This is a genomic window from Sphingobacterium athyrii (assembly GCF_003071065.1).
GTDB classification, from domain to species: Bacteria; Bacteroidota; Bacteroidia; order Sphingobacteriales; family Sphingobacteriaceae; genus Sphingobacterium; species Sphingobacterium athyrii.
The window spans coordinates 272,716-292,361 of record NZ_QCXX01000002.1 but is presented as its reverse complement, the minus strand read 5'-3'; the positions used below and the strand labels follow the sequence as shown (position 1 = coordinate 292,361).

Annotated in this window: 17 protein-coding genes; 3 read left to right on the top strand and 14 right to left on the bottom strand. The window is 43.5% G+C overall.

Features of this window, described 5'->3' with window-relative positions:
• Window positions 1-5: 5 nt before the first annotated feature.
• Both DCO56_RS07645 and DCO56_RS07640 read right to left on the bottom strand, forming a co-directional pair.
• Window positions 6-2,483 carry an SEL1-like repeat protein gene (locus tag DCO56_RS07645; protein WP_108633166.1) on the bottom strand — a complete coding sequence of 826 codons (2,478 nt, stop codon included), beginning with the start codon at window positions 2,481-2,483 and terminating at the stop codon, window positions 6-8.
• Window positions 2,484-2,686: 203 nt separating this feature from the next.
• The gene (locus DCO56_RS07640) at window positions 2,687-3,466 is read right to left on the bottom strand and encodes a hypothetical protein (protein WP_108633165.1); all 780 of its coding nucleotides are present in this window, start codon (window positions 3,464-3,466) and stop codon (window positions 2,687-2,689) included.
• 205 nt (window positions 3,467-3,671) lie between these two features.
• Between DCO56_RS07640 and DCO56_RS07635 the strand changes: the two genes are divergently transcribed.
• Entirely contained in the window at window positions 3,672-4,247 is a 576-nt protein-coding gene (locus tag DCO56_RS07635; protein WP_108633164.1) for a hypothetical protein, read from the top strand.
• Between the two features lie 74 nt (window positions 4,248-4,321).
• Here the strand turns inward: DCO56_RS07635 and DCO56_RS07630 are convergent, their stop codons facing one another.
• The 5 genes from DCO56_RS07630 to DCO56_RS07610 all read right to left on the bottom strand — a co-directional run bounded on the left by DCO56_RS07630 (window position 4,322) and on the right by DCO56_RS07610 (window position 9,129).
• Window positions 4,322-5,026 (bottom strand): NUDIX hydrolase, encoded by a 705-nt coding sequence (locus tag DCO56_RS07630; RefSeq protein ID WP_108633163.1) that lies wholly within the window; start codon window positions 5,024-5,026, stop codon window positions 4,322-4,324.
• 4 nt (window positions 5,027-5,030) lie between these two features.
• Window positions 5,031-5,945 (bottom strand): cysteine hydrolase family protein, encoded by a 915-nt coding sequence (locus tag DCO56_RS07625; protein WP_108633162.1) that lies wholly within the window; start codon window positions 5,943-5,945, stop codon window positions 5,031-5,033.
• Window positions 5,946-6,046: 101 nt separating this feature from the next.
• The gene (gene nadE, locus DCO56_RS07620; protein ID WP_108633161.1) at window positions 6,047-6,829 is read right to left on the bottom strand and encodes an NAD(+) synthase; all 783 of its coding nucleotides are present in this window, start codon (window positions 6,827-6,829) and stop codon (window positions 6,047-6,049) included.
• Entirely contained in the window at window positions 6,819-8,327 is a 1,509-nt protein-coding gene (locus DCO56_RS07615; RefSeq protein WP_108633160.1) for a nicotinate phosphoribosyltransferase, read from the bottom strand. The genes nadE and DCO56_RS07615 overlap by 11 nt, the downstream gene beginning before the upstream one ends.
• A complete protein-coding gene (locus DCO56_RS07610) occupies window positions 8,320-9,129 on the bottom strand; it encodes a phosphoribosyltransferase family protein (RefSeq protein WP_108633159.1) in 810 nt (269 codons plus the stop codon). The genes DCO56_RS07615 and DCO56_RS07610 overlap by 8 nt, the downstream gene beginning before the upstream one ends.
• Before the next feature lie 388 nt (window positions 9,130-9,517).
• Between DCO56_RS07610 and DCO56_RS07605 the strand changes: the two genes are divergently transcribed.
• Window positions 9,518-10,012, top strand: coding sequence for a hypothetical protein (locus DCO56_RS07605; protein WP_108633158.1), 495 nt, complete (start codon window positions 9,518-9,520; stop codon window positions 10,010-10,012).
• Window positions 10,013-10,329: 317 nt separating this feature from the next.
• Window positions 10,330-11,007 carry a YiiX family permuted papain-like enzyme gene (locus DCO56_RS07600; RefSeq protein ID WP_108633157.1) on the top strand — a complete coding sequence of 226 codons (678 nt, stop codon included), beginning with the start codon at window positions 10,330-10,332 and terminating at the stop codon, window positions 11,005-11,007.
• A gap of 28 nt (window positions 11,008-11,035) precedes the next feature.
• On the opposite strand, the gene DCO56_RS07595 is transcribed toward DCO56_RS07600, so the two are convergent.
• From DCO56_RS07595 to DCO56_RS07565, 7 genes are all read right to left on the bottom strand, one after another.
• Window positions 11,036-12,028 carry a Gfo/Idh/MocA family protein gene (locus tag DCO56_RS07595; RefSeq protein WP_245935793.1) on the bottom strand — a complete coding sequence of 331 codons (993 nt, stop codon included), beginning with the start codon at window positions 12,026-12,028 and terminating at the stop codon, window positions 11,036-11,038.
• Window positions 12,021-13,220, bottom strand: a complete 1,200-nt coding sequence (locus DCO56_RS07590) for a M20 metallopeptidase family protein (protein WP_108633705.1) — start codon at window positions 13,218-13,220, stop codon at window positions 12,021-12,023. The genes DCO56_RS07595 and DCO56_RS07590 overlap by 8 nt, the downstream gene beginning before the upstream one ends.
• Before the next feature lie 77 nt (window positions 13,221-13,297).
• Window positions 13,298-14,863, bottom strand: coding sequence for an SLC5 family protein (locus DCO56_RS07585; RefSeq protein WP_108633155.1), 1,566 nt, complete (start codon window positions 14,861-14,863; stop codon window positions 13,298-13,300).
• Entirely contained in the window at window positions 14,844-16,235 is a 1,392-nt protein-coding gene (locus DCO56_RS07580) for a hypothetical protein (protein ID WP_108633154.1), read from the bottom strand. Before DCO56_RS07580 ends, DCO56_RS07585 begins: the two co-directional genes overlap by 20 nt.
• Window positions 16,236-16,238: 3 nt before the next feature.
• Window positions 16,239-17,009, bottom strand: a complete 771-nt coding sequence (locus DCO56_RS07575) for an SDR family NAD(P)-dependent oxidoreductase (RefSeq protein ID WP_108633153.1) — start codon at window positions 17,007-17,009, stop codon at window positions 16,239-16,241.
• Between the two features lie 13 nt (window positions 17,010-17,022).
• A complete protein-coding gene (gene dgoD / locus DCO56_RS07570) occupies window positions 17,023-18,201 on the bottom strand; it encodes a galactonate dehydratase (RefSeq protein WP_108633152.1) in 1,179 nt (392 codons plus the stop codon).
• 8 nt (window positions 18,202-18,209) lie between these two features.
• Window positions 18,210-19,532: an aspartate aminotransferase family protein gene (locus tag DCO56_RS07565; RefSeq protein WP_108633151.1), complete on the bottom strand. Its 1,323-nt coding sequence runs from the start codon at window positions 19,530-19,532 to the stop codon at window positions 18,210-18,212.
• Between the last annotated feature and the right edge of the window lie 114 nt (window positions 19,533-19,646).

Genomic DNA, 19,646 nt, shown 5'->3' with positions numbered 1-19,646 from the left:
TTTTTTTATTCTTCAATATCAACCGCATTGTTTTTGGCAAAATCCAACCAAAAGTTGTATTTAGCGGAATCTGCAAACGCTCCATTTTTATAGTAATACAAGAGACGATTGACGGCATAAGCATAGGTCGCATTTTCGTTTGCCTGTTCATAGTAACGCAGTGCCTTCACCATACTCTGTTTTACGCCCCAGCCTTCTTCATACAAAATACCATAATAAATCGCAGCATATTGTCCGTCTTTATCCTTTTTAAGATAGCGTAATAAATTGGCGTAATCTTTCTGTTGGTAATAAATTTCGGCTACCTGCGCATCGTTATTGATACCTTCTTTTTCAGCCTGTTTAAAATAGTGTAAGGCCTGCACAAAATCCTGTTCCAGATATTCCCCTTCATAATACCAATTGCCAAGATTGCTCATCGCCTGTGGTTCCCCCAATGCCGCAGCTTTTTGGTAGGCCTCTAAGGCTTTGGGAATATCAAGCGGAAGGCCGAGGCCCGTAGCATATATGAACCCTAAGTTCGTCCAAGCCTGCGCATGATCCTGCGCAATGGCCTGTTCGTAGAAGCGAATCGCTTTAGGAATATCCAGAAAATCTTCATGATCTGTATCGCAATAGATATTGCCGAGAAGGTATTGGCAGTCAGCGCTACCTCGGGAGGCACCGATGGTCAACAAATGTATCGCCTCGTTTTTCTTACCGGCCCAATTTAGTTTCTGTGCTTTTTCGTATAGCGTCTCATTATCGAGATAAGATTCGTAGCCCGCCCCCTTTCGTTTTGTCCATGCTTGATAAAATTGTACAAAGTAATTCTGGTCAGCTCCCTGCAAATTATATTTTTCGGCATACAAACGGCCAAATGCTGTTTCAGGAAATTCCGCGACATTTCGTTTTAGATCTACATAAAACAGCCTTTCTCCTTTAAATAAGAGTAAGAATTCACCTTCGCTTCGTTCCGGATGTGGATCATGAATCGGCGCACTGACATAATCGTAAAGCGGACTACGGAAATTTACTTTTGTATCAAAATAGCGCATGCCTTCGGATTGCTGGATACGCATAAAGTCCAGATAGCAATATTCGATTTTCTGATAAGCCCGATCAGGTTCGAGCAACCATTGATCAAGATGAGCTTCATATATCCCCTGCCCTTCGGCACAGGCGACAACAAAGACATCTTTTCGAAAGTTTTTAATGCTATCGACCAAGACTTTGTCAATGGTCCGATCGCCTAGGCGGAATAGGTCATGCGCAAGTGAGTAAATCTGCCATTGTTTATTTTTCAGGTAAGCGATACTGCGATAATCATCCAGAACGATGATCCGATCAATCTCTTCATCAAGCACGTTACCATCGGGCTTGATGACTGAAATCTTCCGCTGTAACTTGTTGGGTTTGATCCAAAAATAGGCGTTGGGAAGAGCCTGTAGGCTATCTTCCAGAAAACTGCCCAAATAGTGACCATCCATACGAAAGTATTTCCGCTTCATTGTACCTTTTTGCCGCTTATAAAAAAGCTTACTGTAATCGTATCCAAAAGGTTCATCCGCTGATTCGTCAATAACCTTTACCCCATCAGCAGCAAAAAGAAAATAGTCAGCACCTTGCTTTGCGTTCAAAAAACCGTGGGCAAACCAGTCCAATTTGTCATAAGCAGCAGGTAGGGAAAGTTGTTTGCTTGCAATGTGCAATACACCACGCTTGCCTTCGATTTCAACTTCCGCGTAATTAACACCATCGATAACACGCGCGTCAAATGCTTCAACGTACTGACAAGGTATAATTTCCTCTCCTTGCTCATTGATATAACCAAATAGGTTATCCAGCTGAACCACAGCAATCCCGGCTTCGTTGAATTCAAATATTTCATTATATTTTGCAACAGCCAGGATATTCCCAAGTCTGTCTTTCAATCCCTGTTTTCCATTTTCATCAAAGACTTCGACCCCATGCTGCTGAAAAGCATGTTCTTCCCAAAGACCCAAGCCATAGTTAATCCAGTCTGTCTCGAGCATTTCCAGGAAAGTATGGTAGCCAGACAATCGCAAGATCTTCTGTAAAGGATCCAAACTTTGTTGCTCAAACGCCTGTGTATATACTGCTCCCGTCGTCCTGATCTCAGCGACCCAGTCACTTGCCTGTTCCGTATGTTTTTCCACATTCATGTTGAATACATCCCGTGCATCAATCTGAAAAGTATCGAACGGTAAACTTTCCAAAAACTCAAACATCTTATTGACGGGTTCCGTATATTTCCTTTTGTAATGCAATTGATAAACATCGGCAAGCAGCGCATAAAAATAGCGCAGTCTTGCAATACCATCTTCCTTATTGGCATAGAGCTGTGTACCCCTGGCATGGATACCCGAAGAAAATAGCGGGAGCATCAGGGCTGGAATTTCATAATTCCATTCGGCCAGATATGTTTCAAATGTTTCTTTTGTTTTGGAATTGACGTTATATATGTAAATGCGATGTGCCATAATCTGATTGTGCAATAGTCTTAAAATAGATGTATACTGTTTATCTCAATAGGATGAAAACGGTAAACACCACATCTAAAGCAGTAAAAATACAGCTATTATCAAATATTCCATTTAGCGGAAAACAGGGATTTTTTAAATAGGTACGGAAGGTGGTTTTACAGAAGCCCGGGCGATTGATAGACACCTTCATGGTGACGCTATCAATCTTCGGAAATAATATCTAGCCTATAAAAACCAGCTCGTTTGTCATGTGGTGCTCCATAGAAAAAATTCCGAAAGTACACCTGCTGATCGCCTTTCCAAAAGATCTCTTTTAATGTACATAGCTCAAAGTTGTCGTTCCAGTCCAGGGGAATCTGCGCGTAAGTCAGATAGCCTCCATTTTCCTTTTTTTGCAAAAAGTAACTGGAACATTCCTGCCCGTTAAACATGCCGTTCAACCTATATTTCTTATGTTTCGAAAAATAGACATAATCCAAATTACCGATCTCCTCGACGTCCCATTTTCCCTGACGCAAATCAAGTGCTTGATCTGTCGTATGACCACCTTCAAGCAGCATAACCTCCTCTGAAGGAAAATATTTCACAAACATATTCTCCAACAGATCAATGGCACCTTCTGTTTTTCCGGCCGATAGCAATCGACCATCATTAAATCGTACCAGAGCAATTAAATTTCCCTCCACAAGGGTGTCGACTTCCATGTCCTTACCCGGAGTATAGCCTCCAAATTTGACACGTCCCTGCAACATCTTCTTTACGACATTTATGTCACTGACTGAAGCAATGGTATCTCTCCGATAATCGGCCTGTTGTTGCTCCTTAAAAAAGCTGATGGAATCTATCTTATAAATTCTGATCATTTTATCCTGAAAGACAAGCGAGTCCACAGGTGTTTTCTTCGTTGGCGCAAGCTTTCCGGCGGAAATGTTCGTGGAAATGTTCGCAGCATTTTTTACCTGATTTCTTTGACATGCCATACACAACATTAAAATAATGGCAGCGCAATAAAGTACTTTCTTCATAACTAAGTTACCCATAAGATATTTTGTCTAATATCGTATTTTAGCCACACAATACTAAAGGTAACTCAATTTACGGGCCGTGACAATCAATATTCGACTTGTAAAGATTAAATAGTTAAATGTATATTAGGCTATTGATATTTAATAGACGATCATTGGTATGAAATTATATCCGACAATACTCTTCTTGCTGGTCTTGCTTTCTATATTCAGCTGTCATCCGGAAAAAAGAGGAGACAACGTTGTCCGCAAGCCTAGCGCAGCAGTCAAAGATACGCTCGTACAAAAGGAAACGGTAAAGGCGAAAGAAAAACCCTTATTGACCGCTACTGATCCTTTGAAAATTTTTCACAAACTCTATCCGATTGACATGCTAAAGCCCGAAAGCAAAGATACATTTAAAAAATATGGCATCGAATTTTCGGGTATCTGCTATTCCTGTGATCTAGCGGAGATCAAGGTCGAAAAAGATCTGGTCCAGTTTGTGAATGTCTGTGATTCGAATGAAATCTATCAACTCAGGAATTTCAGCTATACTGCCAACGACTCTACACTCCGTATAAAAACCGAGCGTTCCGAGTTTATCCTGAGGAAAGTTGAAAAAGAGCCAATTTTTGAACTAAAGATTATTGGCGAACCATTTCTTCTGAAAAACAAGAGAATCGCCAAATTCTACACACAAGATGGGTTAATTGGCCAATTTGAAGTACATGACTGTGGAGACTTTCAAGGGTAACTGTGCCCTTCAATGGATATATCCACCAAGCATCATTTGACACGCATATGAGCATGGTGGATCGTTAACTGCGCTCAGATTTCAAAGTAAAATCCGCTTTCCTTCAGTTCCTCGTATTTTACTTTGTCAAAACTATAGATTTTTGCTGCTCTGGCATGTCTATCCTTCTGCATGTCGCTGTGGTCAATTAGCAAGCCCATGCTTAGCATCTTTTTACGAAAATTGCCCCGATCTATTGAACGCTGGAGGATTGTTTCATACAAGTTGTGTAGCTCAGGTAACGTAAATTGCGCTGGCAGCAATTCAAATCCGATCGGTTGGTAACGGATTTTACCTTTCAGCCGTTCGACCGCAACAGACAAGATCTGCTGATGATCAAATGCCAGATCAGCCACCTCTTCTAAACCAAACCATTGCACCGCATCGATGTCAAGTCCCGCCTCTAGCGTATATTCGGTCGGCTTGACCAACGCAAAATAGGCTACACTGATGACCCGTCCCCGTGGGTCGCGGTTCAGCTCTGAGAAAGTATAAAGTTGCTCAAGAAAGATATTACTTAGCCCGGCTTCTTCGGACAGTTTACGCAGCGCACATTCATCCGCAGTTTCATCTTCCCGGATAAAACCACCGGGAAATGCCCATTTCCCTAAATAAGGTTCTATCGCCCGTTTGGTCAATAACAGTTTAAGCTGATTTTTCTCAAAACCAAAGATCACACAATCGACTGTAACTGCAGGCCTTGGATAATCGTAGGTGTATTTTTTTTGAGCGGTAGCCATCGTCTTATAAAATTATGTCAGTGGACTTTTTGATTTGTATACCATACTTTTCATGTAGTGATTCAAAGGCTTGCCGCGTAGACTCTTCGAAACCCGCAATAGGTGACATACAGTCAATCAGTAAGGTAATGCGGGAGGTAATCGCTTTGTCCTTCGCAAAATATTCCAATATCTGCATTGCAGAGGCCAATACACAGTGACTTGATGCCTGCCCAGCAATATAAATTGCATCATAAGCCCGAATAGCTTCAAGTACAGCGTGATTGACAAATTTATTGTTATCATATTCAGCCTTGATAATGCCATACATTTCAGTATAGGGATCCTGTCCTTTATAGACTAAGAGAGGTTTGGACTGGCGCAGGGCACTGTGAAAATAGAGCATATTGGCAAACTGGCTTTCCAGTTGCCCTCCGTAGCTACCCTCCAGGCAATGATATGGCCAGATGCACAGTTCTTTTTTCCCTTCGGTTTCTAAATTTTTAAGATAAGCCAATGAACGTTCCAGTGTATCCGCATTGAAAACAGTCCAGGTCCCATCCACAAGATCCTGATAACGGATGACTGTAAATGGTTTAGGCTGATTTCCTTTCTTGTCCACCCACCAGTCTGCATGAAAGATCTGTAGTAGCGAATGACAGTCGAGGCTGCACATAACCTGGGTCAAAGAAGCCATATTGTTGTACATCCATTGGGTCAGCCGGTGTACATCAGCACGCGAACCAGCTACTGGTAGACTGCCAATGGATTCCATAAAATCATTTTGTATGTCAATAGCCAAAAGCAGTGTCCGTTTTTTATCGGTAGAAGCGGGCAGGATTTGCTCCTGCCCTACCAATGACAATATGGACGGAATATGATCCCTTTTTTCGGATGCTATATGTCTTACATCAACGATCTGTTCGTATCTTGTTTTCATCTGTCAGTAATTCAATATTTATGTATTGTATGTGTTCAATTTCACATTCCTTTAGGTGATAAAATTTTAAACCTAACTGATTTCTAGCTTTAATTTTTTTATCAGCCCTTAAATGTTGGAATTGCAGCAAACTTATGGGCAGACTGTTGTTGACGTCTATGGATCAGTTCATCTATCGCTGGTTCTCCGGATGTTCCGGTCAGAATAAATGCGTCAATCTGTGCATAGCTCATTCCCAGCTCCTCTTCATCCGTCTGTCCTTCCCATAGCCCTGCTGAAGGACTCTTATCTTGAATGGATTCGGGGACACCCAGATATTTTGCCAGTGTATATACTTCTTGTTTGGTCACCATGGCCAGGGGGTTAAGATCATAAGCACCATCTCCCCATTTGGTAAAGTAACCCACAGTCGCTTCGGCCATATTACCGGTACCGATCACAAAACGGCTTCCCAATTGTGCAAATTGATAGAGATAAGTCATGCGGACCCGCGGCCGGATATTGGCCAAACTCAAGACACGGTTGGATTCACTAGAAGCTGCAATATAAGCTTCATTATTGATGGTCAGCGCATCGACCGCAGGCTTGATATCAAAGATATGGTAAGGAAAATTAAATTTTTCGATAAGCTCCATGCCATGTGCATGGCTCTTGCTATTGTTCATGTCACTACCATAGGGCATCATGATCAAATGTACATCCACGTTGGCCAAATGACATAGGCAAGCAACCACACTACAGTCAATACCGCCACTCATGCCAAGCACCAAACCTTGACGGTTTGCCGCATTCACCTGTCCCGCAATCCATGATGCCATTTGTTGTGCATACTGTTCGACGTTTTCATCATTGATGAAAAACGGTTTTCTTAGGTTATTTTCCATATACTCTTATTGATTCTGTTTGTAATCTGTTTCTTATTTCCTTAAAACTAACGGGGCTGACAAATGCTCCGTCCAAAAAGCACTCTTTAAGCAAGTTGCTATCGTTCAATTGTTCGACGGTCGTTGGATTGAGATCATCTATCAAGCGAAACTCATTGTTTTCGAATACGACAGCAACGATGCCCTTTTGGGATTTCTTAAAATTTCCGGTATCTGTGGCCGGTCTTTTCTGAATAGCTTTAAACTGACCGTCAACAATTTCGGCTGTTCCCTTTAAGGCAAATCCAAAGGTATCTCTTGTCACATACTGATAGGTATAAGATCCTATTCCAAGCGCCGTATTGGTCGAAGCAAAACCTTTGGCCATCAAACCTTCGCAGATCTTAGCTGCCCGTTCCACGGTAATGGAATCGCCATACACAACACCGATATGCGGATCAAGTTCTTTGAAACCTTTCGCATTAACTGTCCCGCCAAAGAGTTCAAATAATCGCTCGACAATCCCCTTTTGAACTGTTTCATGGTCTGCCAGCGGATCTCCACAGATAATCTTAACAGGGTCGCCACTATCCGGCCGAATGATAACTTTACCTTCCCGCCCCATGATCAAATCTTTCAATTGTGGCAATACATGATCCACAACATGCCATAGGTCATAGGTATCGGACACAATCGAAATGTTACCACTCGGATAGACCTCCGTAATCAAATGGCGGAAGGCCTCTACTTCGTGTTCACCGTAAGAACACATTACACTATGTTCTGTGGATGGTGTATACATCATGACGTCGCCTGTTGCACCATAATAGGTTTTGAGGTATTCCCGAACCGAGAGTGTTGCTGAAACACCAAAACTCAGTAAATGACCGCCCGCAGTGCGATAAGCTGTTTCCGGTGATCCCATACCGCGCATGGAGAAGTCACCGGCCTGTGTAAATACCTTATTGACATCGCCTGTTTTTTCTGCAAAGCCCATCAACAATCTTTTGTATTGATCGGCAATAGTTGCAGCAGTCATCGGGGACCAGATATAGGCAGAGAGTTGCGTTTCGAGGTAACCCGGTAACCAGAAGAAATCCGGGTGGGTATTCTCGATCGTAAACATAGGCACCCCTATAGGCACGAGACTCCCTTCCTTCAAAGCTTTCACCTTGATCGGAAGGTAACCCAAGCGGTGTAAATCGCGTATATGTTGTGACTGATGTGTGTCCGCAAAATTACGGTTGGTCATCGCGAACACTTCGCGGATGGCTTCTTCGTATTGTGCGACAACAGCATCCTCCGGCTGGGCGAAGAAATATTCATCGAAAGAATTGCTGATCTCGGCCAGGGCACCCTGCAAGCCGAAGAAGACAACATGGCTTACTCCTGGGATCCGTGACATCCGGGGAGTCCAGGTTTCGTAAACCCACGCTGTATGTGTCGGATACTGATCTTTGTGACACAATTTGTAACCGTCCGTCCAGAGAATCGGATTTTTGCTCATTGCTCTAAACATAGCTTTCAGTTGTTAAGTTGATATAATTTAATTTTGGATGCATGGTGTTCATCATCGAATCTGTCGTGAAAACAAGGTCGATCGGTGAATCTTCATCCAGTAAAGCCCCCTTGAAAACCCTTGGCTCACAGTGCGTCACCAACAGATAGATTTCACTTGCTCCCATCTCCTTTAGAATTTTTCCCGCCCAAAGAAACGTTCCACCCGCAGAACATAAGTCATCGACAATAATGCATTTCGCCCCCTTTTCAATGTTTCCTATTTTCAATTCCATCGCTTCGATACGCCCCGTTTGCGGATTGCGTTGTTTTTCAAAGACACAGGCATCGTCGTAACCGCTATTTAGATAGCGTGCCGCCGCCCCTTTATCCGGAAATACTATGCGGTCATTGTCCGAGAATTTCAGTTTTTCCATCAGTTTCGGCAGCCAGTCCAAAGCAGGATAGATCGCTATGCTATTTTCCAATAATGTGAGGGTTGTTTCGGAATGTGGCTCAACAACATAAACCTTATCAAACTGTAAACTATTGATAAATGCAGCGACATATTTTAGCGTAAATAGGTCCCCCTCAATTTTACGGTCCATACGACTGTAGGGCATATAACGAATCCATAATTGACAGCTTGCCCCTGCTTCTTCCAATCGCTTCCTGACAAAAAACAGACGAATCAAATCGCCATCTTCCTGATAGGTAAATTCAAGCAGGTTTTCCGCTTTGATCAACTGATCGAAATCCTTCACCTTCGTTTCCCCATTGGGAAACTGTTCGGTGATAAGCTGATGTTTATTTAATATAATCATTTTTCATTTTTTACCACTACTCTATTTGAGTACTTTTTACTCAACAAAGATGCACATTATTTTTATTTCACCAAAGTTTATTGAGTAAAAAATACTCAACAAACCCATACTAAAACATAATTAATTGATTTTAAACTAAATAATTTAAAACCCTAAAACTACCAATTCATTTAAAACATAAGGATATACCTTACGTAGAATGATAATATTCTTCAATTATCGCAGAATGGCTTGAAAGTGAGAGAAACAAAAAGATAAAGAAAGTCGTAAAAAATTGGCTGAATATAGGGATAGTTTCTTTCATTGAAAACCTGATCTTTGCCCTTAAGACAAGCGCTCAAGCGAATTGATCACTATCGTTGACTGCCAAAGAGGATAAAATATACACATGAACACATCAGATTTAATCAATAAGGATATCGAAGCTATTTTACAAATTGAATATCAGGATATCACGGATCTGGTCAAAGATTATCAGGACGTTCCGATCAGTGAGGAAAATCAGGAAGCCTTATATGCCTATAATCTGCTTTACATGAATATACATTCCCTATCGGAACAAGAATATCTTGATGCGTTTAATCAATTAGGTGAAAAATATCCCAATTATGGTCTCGCGGGAGAAAATGACCACAGCAGAACAATTGCCGAACTGGAAGGATTGAAACGGGCGCTCAGCCAATTAAGTTTACAAACCCAGCAAGGACAATATTTACTTCAGCTCAAACTCAGCGTTATTGAACTGGATATACAGGTGTATCAAAAATTGATGCAATCGCCGATTACACCTGCCATTCAAGCAGAAATAGACCTACTGGAATCAGATGCCTATAAAATTATAGATGAAATCAACACAATTTTCGCACAATATGATGATGAATAAATTGTCTTTCGTTCGAGCATTGTTCTTGAGAACCTCAGCGTACATTTCCTGTTTACACGTCAGTCTAAGTACACTTTTAATACCACTCGAGACCTTTACATTATAATCTACCGGTAAACGATAGCAGCTATCTTGCTATGGCACTGAATCGGCACAATCTGCTCCTGCGCACAAATGTGGAGTCATAACATACTAATAATCGCTTAAATAACGTTATCAAATTATTATCGGACAAGTAAATCCGTCAATTAAGCCGGTACGTTTTACGTCTTGTTGGAATAAACACTTATTACTTATTGGAGATTTAATTATGCTACATGAAAAAAAAAGCTGTATTTGTCCTATTGTTAATTTGCGGCCTCTTGATCGGGCGGGCTTATTTCCGGATCAATGAAACAAGAGCCGAAACTGCTTCTACTGGCAAAAACGTTTCAAACCGTTCAATTTTACCGGAATTAAAAGATGGGGATATGATCTTTCAATCCTCGATCTCCCCCCAATGTAAAGCTGTACAACTAGCGACTCACTCGCCCTATTCCCACTGCGGGTTAATTTTTCATGAACAGGGAAAACCATATGTACTAGAGGCTGTTCAGCCCGTAACAGTTACCAGCTTAACAGATTGGATCGCTCGAGGAAAAAACGAACATTATGTCATCAAACGACTTAAAGAAGCAGACAAAGTACTATCGGCTGAGGTTTTAGCTAAAATGAAAGGGATCGGTGAGGGATTTTTGGGTAAAAACTATGATGCTACATTCGAATGGTCGGATAACAGAATTTATTGTTCGGAACTGATCTGGAAAATATACCAGCGGGGGGCCGGAATTGAAGTAGGCAAACTGGAAAAACTCAAAGATTTTGATCTCAGTAGCGCCGAGGTCAAAAGCAAACTCAAAGAACGTTACGGCAATCAGATCCCTTTGGAGGAAACAGTAATTTCACCGGCATCGATTTTTAATAGCGATCTTTTGACAACAGTAGCAAGCAACTAAACAAGCCTTACACGACATCGGCTTCGAATTAGCCTACCTTTTGCAGTTTAACGGGCGCGCCGCCATTCAATTTGCTCTGTTCCGCAGCATCAATAAAAGCACAAATTGCTAAGGTTTCCCGCTCATCCACAGGACTTTCTCCTGTTTGAAAAAAGGGAAGTATACGATCGAGCAGGGGACCATAACCCATAAATTGTCCCAGATGAACAATCTGATCTTTCAGAAAGACGGTACCACCAAAATCGTCCTTCCCTTCGCGAATACCGCGAACCGAGGCAATCCGGCCATCATCCCATTGACCAATGTACATGGAAGTCCCCCTTTCCTGTACCGTTCGCACCGACATACAGCCCGGCCCCATTAGGGCAAATAACATTTCCACTGCATGAATTCCATACCAATACAGATCCTTGTGCGACGGATCCGTGACAGCCGGACTATAGACATCAGCTCCAACAACTTTACTTTTATCAAGCTCCTGCAGGCCTACAATGTAACGTAATGAACTGGAGGAAAAAACAGGGCAACCGTATTTTCGGGCAGCTTCAAATATTTTTAGGGCATCGGTATACGAATTGGCTATAGGTTTATCGATAAACAAGGGTTTTCGAGCCCCGAGAACCTCAAGAGCCTGTTGGAAATGCAGGTTTCCATCGTTCGTCTCCAAAAACACATAATCCACTTGTTTGAGCAGCTGAGCAATACTGGAAACAACCGAGACGCCATATTGCTGAATTTCGGCGGTGATCTTTGGAATACGCTCCGCGCTAAGCGCGATCGTTTTACTACCATAAGGATAAGCCGCAACAACCGAAAATTGCCCATATAAACTATCGGCACTGGCCGTATTAATCGCTTTTGTAAAAGCAATGGAATGCGTACTGTCCAAACCGATAATGCCGATTTTTTTCTTCTTCGGCTTTGGTAATATCAGGTTGAACCCTTGTTTAGAAAAATCTGCCTTTGTTTGAAAAGAAAGCCCCAACGGCAATAAAGAAAGTAAGAAATGTTTTCTATCCATTGGACTCATTCAATAAGGAAACAGCACTATTCACCAACGCTGAAATCGCCGTCTTAAACGCCTTTTCATCAAGATTGAACTGCGGATTATGAAGCCCATATTGGGTATTGATGCTGTCATTATTCGTGCCCACCAACATAAATAAAGCGGGGTACCGATATGAGTAATAAGCAAAATCTTCTGCTGCCATCCAGATTTCCAAATCTTGCACGACTTCATTTCCCATGCTTCTTTGTAGGATATCTTTTACTTGCCCGGTCAATTGGGGATCATTGTTCAATGCAGGATAGCCATGGCGCACTTCCACATCCGCTGTCGCGCCCAAGGCCTCGGGCAATGTCCGGGCAATTGTCGCTACAGTCTCCAACGCCTCCTTGCGCCAGGTTTCATCCATGGTACGAAAGGTACCAGCCAACTTGACCTCTTCGGGAATGACATTCGCCGCACCATCGCCGATAAAACGGCCAAAAGTCAATACAGATGGGATATCAGGGTTTGCCTTACGACTGACCAGCTGCTGTAAAGTGGTCAGCAACTGAGCGGCAATCATAATTGGGTCAACGGCACGATGTGGCTCGGCCGCATGACCGCCACGTCCTTTAATGGTAAAATAAAACTCATCGCTTGAAGCCATAAAGCGCCCCGGGCGTAAGCCTATTTTCCCTAAAGGTACACGTGGACTGACGTGCAAACCCAAAACAGCTTTGATCTTTCCACCGAAAGACTCCAAAATACCAGACTGCAAGATCTGGATCGCACCTCCGGGAATCTTTTCTTCCCCAGGCTGAAACAAGAGCACAATTTTTCCTGAAAACTCGGTTTTATATCCCTTTAAAACAGTAGCGACACCCAATAGATTTGCCGTATGAAAATCGTGACCACAAGCGTGCATAACACCTTCATTTGTGGACTTGTATAGCACATCATTCTGCTCGTGAATAGGTAATGCATCAATATCAGCTCTCAAAACCACGATATCGTCACTTAAGGACTTTTCGCCCTCAAGCACGGCAACCACACCTGTATTGGCAACAACTTTAAACGGAATATCGAGCCGGGTCAACTTCTCTTGGATATATGCACTCGTCTCATATTCCTGAAAAGACAGTTCAGGGTGCTGATGGATATGCCGGCGGATCGCAACAATCTCCGGGAAAATAGCTTCAATTTCAGCGTCTAATTCTTTCAACATAGCATTCTTCATCGATGTATTGGTAAAAAGATATTTCAATTACGATACTTTCATAAGGAATCGTCCAACAAGTTAAGTTAAAAATAGCGCACATAAAAATACAGCACCATCACTGTAATAATGATCCACCAGAGGGTTGGATTCCGAAAGCCACGGTAAGAAGCTCGATCCCCTTCGGGCATCTGAAACGAATCGCGTGTCAATATCAGATTTTTCAAACGCGCTTCCGGAACGGCCGGTGTACATAGACTGACCAGTACACAGGCGATCATACAGGTCCAGAACACAATGCCGGTTCTGTTAAAAAATGGCATGTCAGGAAGTAAATACTCCAAAAGCAACGAAAGTGGAATGGTCAATAAGCCAGCCGTTAATGCGCCCTGTGCCGTAGTCCGCTTCCAAAAGACCCCCATCAGAAACATGGTAGCGATACCCGGTGTAAATAAACCATACAGATTCATCAGGTAGAGAAATACAGGTTTGTCGGAATAACTAATCAACACGATAGCACTCATAATACCAAGTACAATGATGACGACTCCTGCACGTTTACCAAAGCGGATCGCTTGATCATCAGAGGCGTTTTTATTGATGTATTGACTGTAAATATCCACCGTGAGTATGGTAGTACACGAATTTATAGCGCCTGAAATATGGGACATAATCGCAGAGATGAGACCAGCCATGACCAGCCCGATCAGCCCTTTAGGCAACAGTGTTTCCACGAGCGTCGCAAATAACAGATCCGGCTGATCCAAATGCGGTAAAAATTTGGGTGCTACCAAAGCGGGGATGGTTATGATCAGCGGCACCAGGAATTTAAGGTAATCACCGAAAATAACCCCCATACGGCCATGCCATTCATTTTTTGCTGCCAAGACACGCTGAACAATAAATTGATTGGTCGCACAATAGAATACGCTGATACAAAGCAAACCTCCCAGATACATTGTCCAGGGAAAATCGGGATCAGACGCCGGATAGAACATCTTCCAGTCTTTGGATGATTCCACGACGGATTGAAATCCGCCCGCCGCATTAATGGTAGCGAAGGTCAGGACGATACCGCCGAGCACCAAAATAACAAGTTGCACCATTTCAGTCCAGATAACGGCTTTCAGCCCTCCTAACACGGTATACAAGCCCGTCAAAATCGCCATCCCAAAAATACTATACAAAATGGGAATACCAAATAAAGCATGTAAAGAGAGTCCACCCAGATAGAGCACCGCACCGATCTCCACAAATACATAGGTAAATAAAATCAAGATTGCATAGAGTACCCGTGTGGCATTTCCATATCTTTTTTCAAGATATTCTGGAATTGTATAAAAACCATTGCGGATGTAGAAAGGCAGAAATATCCAAAGCAGCGCATTAAAACCGATCAATATGGCCCCCCATTCCAAAGTGATGGCCACAAACCCACGGCTGTAGGCCGCTCCCATGGCGCCGACAAGATGATGGCTACTGATATTTGCGGCAATAATACTCCCTCCGATCATCCACCAGGGCAACTTATCACCAGCCAAAAAATAGTCCCGTTTGGACGAAGAACTTTTTTTCGAAGCATATAATCCCAATACGACGATACCGACTATGTATACCGCAAAAATAATGACATCAATCCAATCTAGTTTCATCAGTCAGTAATGTTTGAATTCCTAATTTCGTTTGTTCAATAAGTATCTCGAGGCTACCCCGTTCGTAAGGACTCTGCCATACGGCATAGATATCTTTATCATAGAGCTGCGCTGGCGCGAGGTAGCCCACATAACCATTAGCGATATTGATAAAGACAATGGTATGATTGGGAAATTCGGCCCGTATAATTGACTGGTAACAAGAGTATGCTTCATTGGCCTGAGCCACCAAAATCGCGTCCCCCATTTTCCAGAGCCATACCGGAATGTTTGCTTCGCGCTGATCGGCAATGGTTTTGCGGGTATTGTATTTTCGCCAAAGGCGGTCTTTTATAACCCGATCCGAACAGCTTTCGTACTCCTCGAAAATAGACTCAAGGCTCGGTAAGTTTTTGTAGGGCACTTGGACCGTATGCACAAGTTGCTTAAATTCAGTCGATAGCACCTGTTTCTGAAAACTCCAACAAGCCAAAGGTGCTCCCGAAATTAACGCTTTGTCAAACGCCCAACGCTGAGCTGCATGATCCTCCTGAGCCAACGTTGCAAGCACCGCATAGCCCAACTGTCGACCATTGGCTTCGACCAAAGCAGGATCTTTGACATATTGACGCTTGGGAGCCAGATCACCTGATGCGCCCTGTAGGAACAAACAGGGAACTTTCACGACCGCTTCCACCGTATGCCGCATTTCACCAACAAAATCCGGAGAAAGCAGTTCATTTTCGTGGGCAAAGCTCGTCGGATGACAGGCATAATTGCAGATCAACGCCTTCAATTTTTCGGTGTTATCGTATACACGTCCGAGCAATAAGGTATGATCAGCTTCTTTTACAGGATTAAACCCGATGAGGTATTCGCCATTAAGTTCCAGATCCCGATTACAGGCCAGATCACATACCCCATAACTCCAATGTAAACTTCCTTCAAACAATTCATCCTTTGCCCGCTGGATACAGCTGATCGCCTGCGCTTTTAAGAATTCCAGATACGGTGGAATCAACTCACCTCCGGGTTGATGTATATCCGTAGAACAGATACTGGGGCCAGCATGCGTATGTGAAAGTGTAAAGACCAGCTGTGATGCTGTCAGATTGAAATGATCAAGCAATGCAAAACGCAATGTCCGTTCGTCTTCCGCATTTTTCCACCAGCCCAGATCGGCTGTCAATATAATGGCAGGTGGAGAATCAACAGGCGCCATATAGAGACAATGCATCAGCAAGGGTTGGTGCACGCCAACAGCCCGATCAGCAGTAGCAGCCCCCCAATTGCGTGAGTAGATCCCTAAAGTAGGTGTAATATCGCATTGGGCAAGTCCAATTTTGGTCTGTAAACCACCTGTTGTTTCTTTTCTTGGATCCTTTTGTTCCATGATCTAAGGTCTAATTAATGAGAGTCCCCCATCCAGTACAATACTTGTCCCCGTCATCTGTCTGCAATTATCGGAGCATATCCAAAGCACCTGTTTGGCGATTTCCTCCGCTTCGAGGATATCCCCCAGCGGTACTACCGCGGCAGCCTTTTTTTGAAGCGCGGCATCCTTGGACCAAACCACTTTACTCAACCCCGCGTTGACATAACCGGGTGCAATTTCGTTGACACGGATTCCATCAACAGCATATTCGAGCGCCATGGCTTGACAAAGCATCCGTAAGCCAGCTTTGGAAACACTGTATGCGGGCAGGTTCTGATGCACGGCATGCCCTGCCCAACTACCCAAAAAGACAATATTCCCGCGAACACCGGTAGCAACAAATGATTTCGCACAGGCGTTGGCCAGAAAAAAAGCACCGTCCAGATTGACCGCCATTTCATTTTTCCATGCCGCATTGCTGAGCTCCCGAAAATTTTGAATCGTGACACAGGCCGCATTGGCAATACAGATCGCTATTGTTCCGAGCTCCCGCTGTATACGATCAACCCAAGCCTCTACCTGATCAGCATCTGAGACATCAACCTGATCGTAAAATAAGTTGACCTGAGATTCATCGAGCAAGGGCCAGCGCTCTTTCGCGAGCGCTGGCACAAAACGATCCGCAATACAGACAATTGCCCCCGACGTCAGGAAAGCCCCGGCTATTGCCCTGCCAATATCACCAAGTCCACCACTGATCAAAACTACTTTGTTTTTATATTCTGCTCTCATATCTACTTAAAATCTACCAGTCACCAACACTGCCATCTTTGTAAAATGTACGCTGTAAAATTTCCTGCTGGAACGGGTGCTTTTTCACTTCTTCTTCATTGATTTCAATACCCAGACCGGCACGTGTATTGGGGAGGACAATACGGCCTTTTTCTTGCACCGTAAATCCTTCACTGACGACATCTTGCCGCCATTCAACATCTTTGTGAACACTTTCACAGATAATGTACGAAGGTGTTGCAAAGCCCAACTCGATAGAGGCAGCTGTGCTTACAGGTCCCTGTGGATTATGCGGCGCCATGGACACGCGATAAGCATCCGCCAAAGCAGCTATTTTACGGGCTTCGGATAATCCACCGCAATGTGTAATATCAGGTTGAATAACACTTACCGCACGTTTTTCAAGCATATCCCGAAAAGCATGCACACCGATCAGGCGTTCGCCGGAAGCGATAGGCGTCGCCACTGCCCGTTGGATCAGGGCGATATCCTCCATGGTTTCGGGCCAGCATGGCTCCTCAAAAAAGTACAGACCATAAGGTTCCAGCGCTTTGGCAAATTGCATGCCCATGCGTGGGCTAGGACGTGCATGACAATCTACCATAATATCGATATCATCACCTACGGCATCGCGCATTGCCTTTACACAGGCTTCAGCATATTTAATCGGACGAAGCCCTTCTAGGGACATCGTTTCCGGAACAGCCATGGATTTAAAAGCCGTAAAACCCTCATCAACGGCTTTTAAGGCAAGATCGCCAAAACGTTTAGCGTCGTCCGGTGCTGTTTCGTAAAAATCTTCCATTCGGCCACCACCCAAATGACAATAGAGACGGATATAATCCCGTACACGACCACCCCACAATTCATGACAGGGCACGTTATGAATTTTACCTAAAATATCCCATAGGGCGATATCAATACCACTGATTGCCGTTCCGCGGACAATTCCGTTCCCATGCCAAAAATGCTGACGGTACATCATCTGCCACAGATATTCAATGCGCCGTGGATCCTCGCCGACCAACAGCTGAGATATATCTTTAATTGCACCAACGACACTTTGTGTATGCCACTCCAACGTCGCCTCACCCCAACCCCAAAGTCCGGGCTGATCGGTTACAATTTTAACAAAAATCCAATTTCGCATGCGCGCATGGCATACAAAGGTTTCGATAGCGGTTATTTTCATAGTTAGGGTTACAAAGTTTTTATTACACGTGCTGTCGCTTCTAAGGTTCGGTCAATATCATCTTCCGTATGCGCAAAGGAAATGCTTCCCTGCTTAATTGCAGCCGGGAAATTAAAGATCCCTTCTTTTATGAGATTTTTGCGGTAGCGGATATCCAGTTCGAAATCATGATTATCCAGAATATCGTGAAAATTAAGCGGCGCATGATCCATAAAGTAAGTACAGAAGGCCGAGCCTTGACGAGCGACAAAAAATGGTATGCCTAATTTAGGAAATATTTCCTGATATCCCTGTTCCAAACGTGCGCCCAAACGTTCAACATGCTTATAGACTTGGTGCTCAGGACTAGAAAGTTTCTTCAATGTTGCAATTGCCGCAGCCGTAGTCAACGGAAAAGCATTGAATGTTCCCGCAATCATGACCCGCTTGGCTTTATCTGGATCAACAAAATAATCCATATACTTTTTCTTTCCCGCTATCACGCCCAAAGGATAACCATTCGCTACCGCCTTTCCAAAGGTGGAAAGATCTGGCTGAACACCACAAATGGATTGATAACCACCTAAAGCATGTCTAAATCCGGTCTTTACCTCATCAAAGATCAACAAGAAACCCTGCTCATCTGCGAGCTTACGAAGTCCTTCCAAGTATCCCGGTTGCGGCTTTACGATACCGATATTCTGTAAAATAGGTTCCAATAAAATACAGGCTACCGAATACTTCTGCAGCACATAGCTAACACTATCCAGATCATTGTAATTGATGACATGTACCAGATCACTATGGTTTTTGGGAACCCCGGCACTCAGTGAGTCAAATGGGTATTCACCAGGACTTTGATAAGATCCGATATCAGCTTTTTGACTGATTACATTGCAGGCCACATCATTATGCCAACCATTGTATCCGCCCTGCATGACGATGATATGATCGCGTCCTGTTACCGCTCGGGCGATCCGGATCGCATGATAAGTGGCCTCGGATCCCGTTGTGGTGATCTGCACGCTCTCGGCATTGGGCACCGATGCACAAAACAGTTCCGCAAACTCCCCTTCCAATAAAGTGGGCCCTGCTCCCATCAGCACCTGTTGTTCCTGAAGCGTCTTCAATACCGCAGCATTGACATCTGGATCATTATGACCAAGAAAGGAAGCGGCAAATCCAGCCTGATAATCGATATAACTATTTCCGTCGATATCCTCCACATGGCTACCATTTCCCTTAACGAAGCAGATATTGGGATCCGACTTTCTGTTCAACGATACCACACCTCCTGGTATCCATTTTGCATTCTCGCGCAGTATTGCGGCTGATCTTTCGTTTTCTTGCATGCTTATTAAAAGTTTTGCTTTTATTATTTTTATAATTGGGGTGACTGCTTCGTATCTAATCCGTGATACAGCAATCTTGTATTTAAATACACACTGTTTTATGTATACCAAATT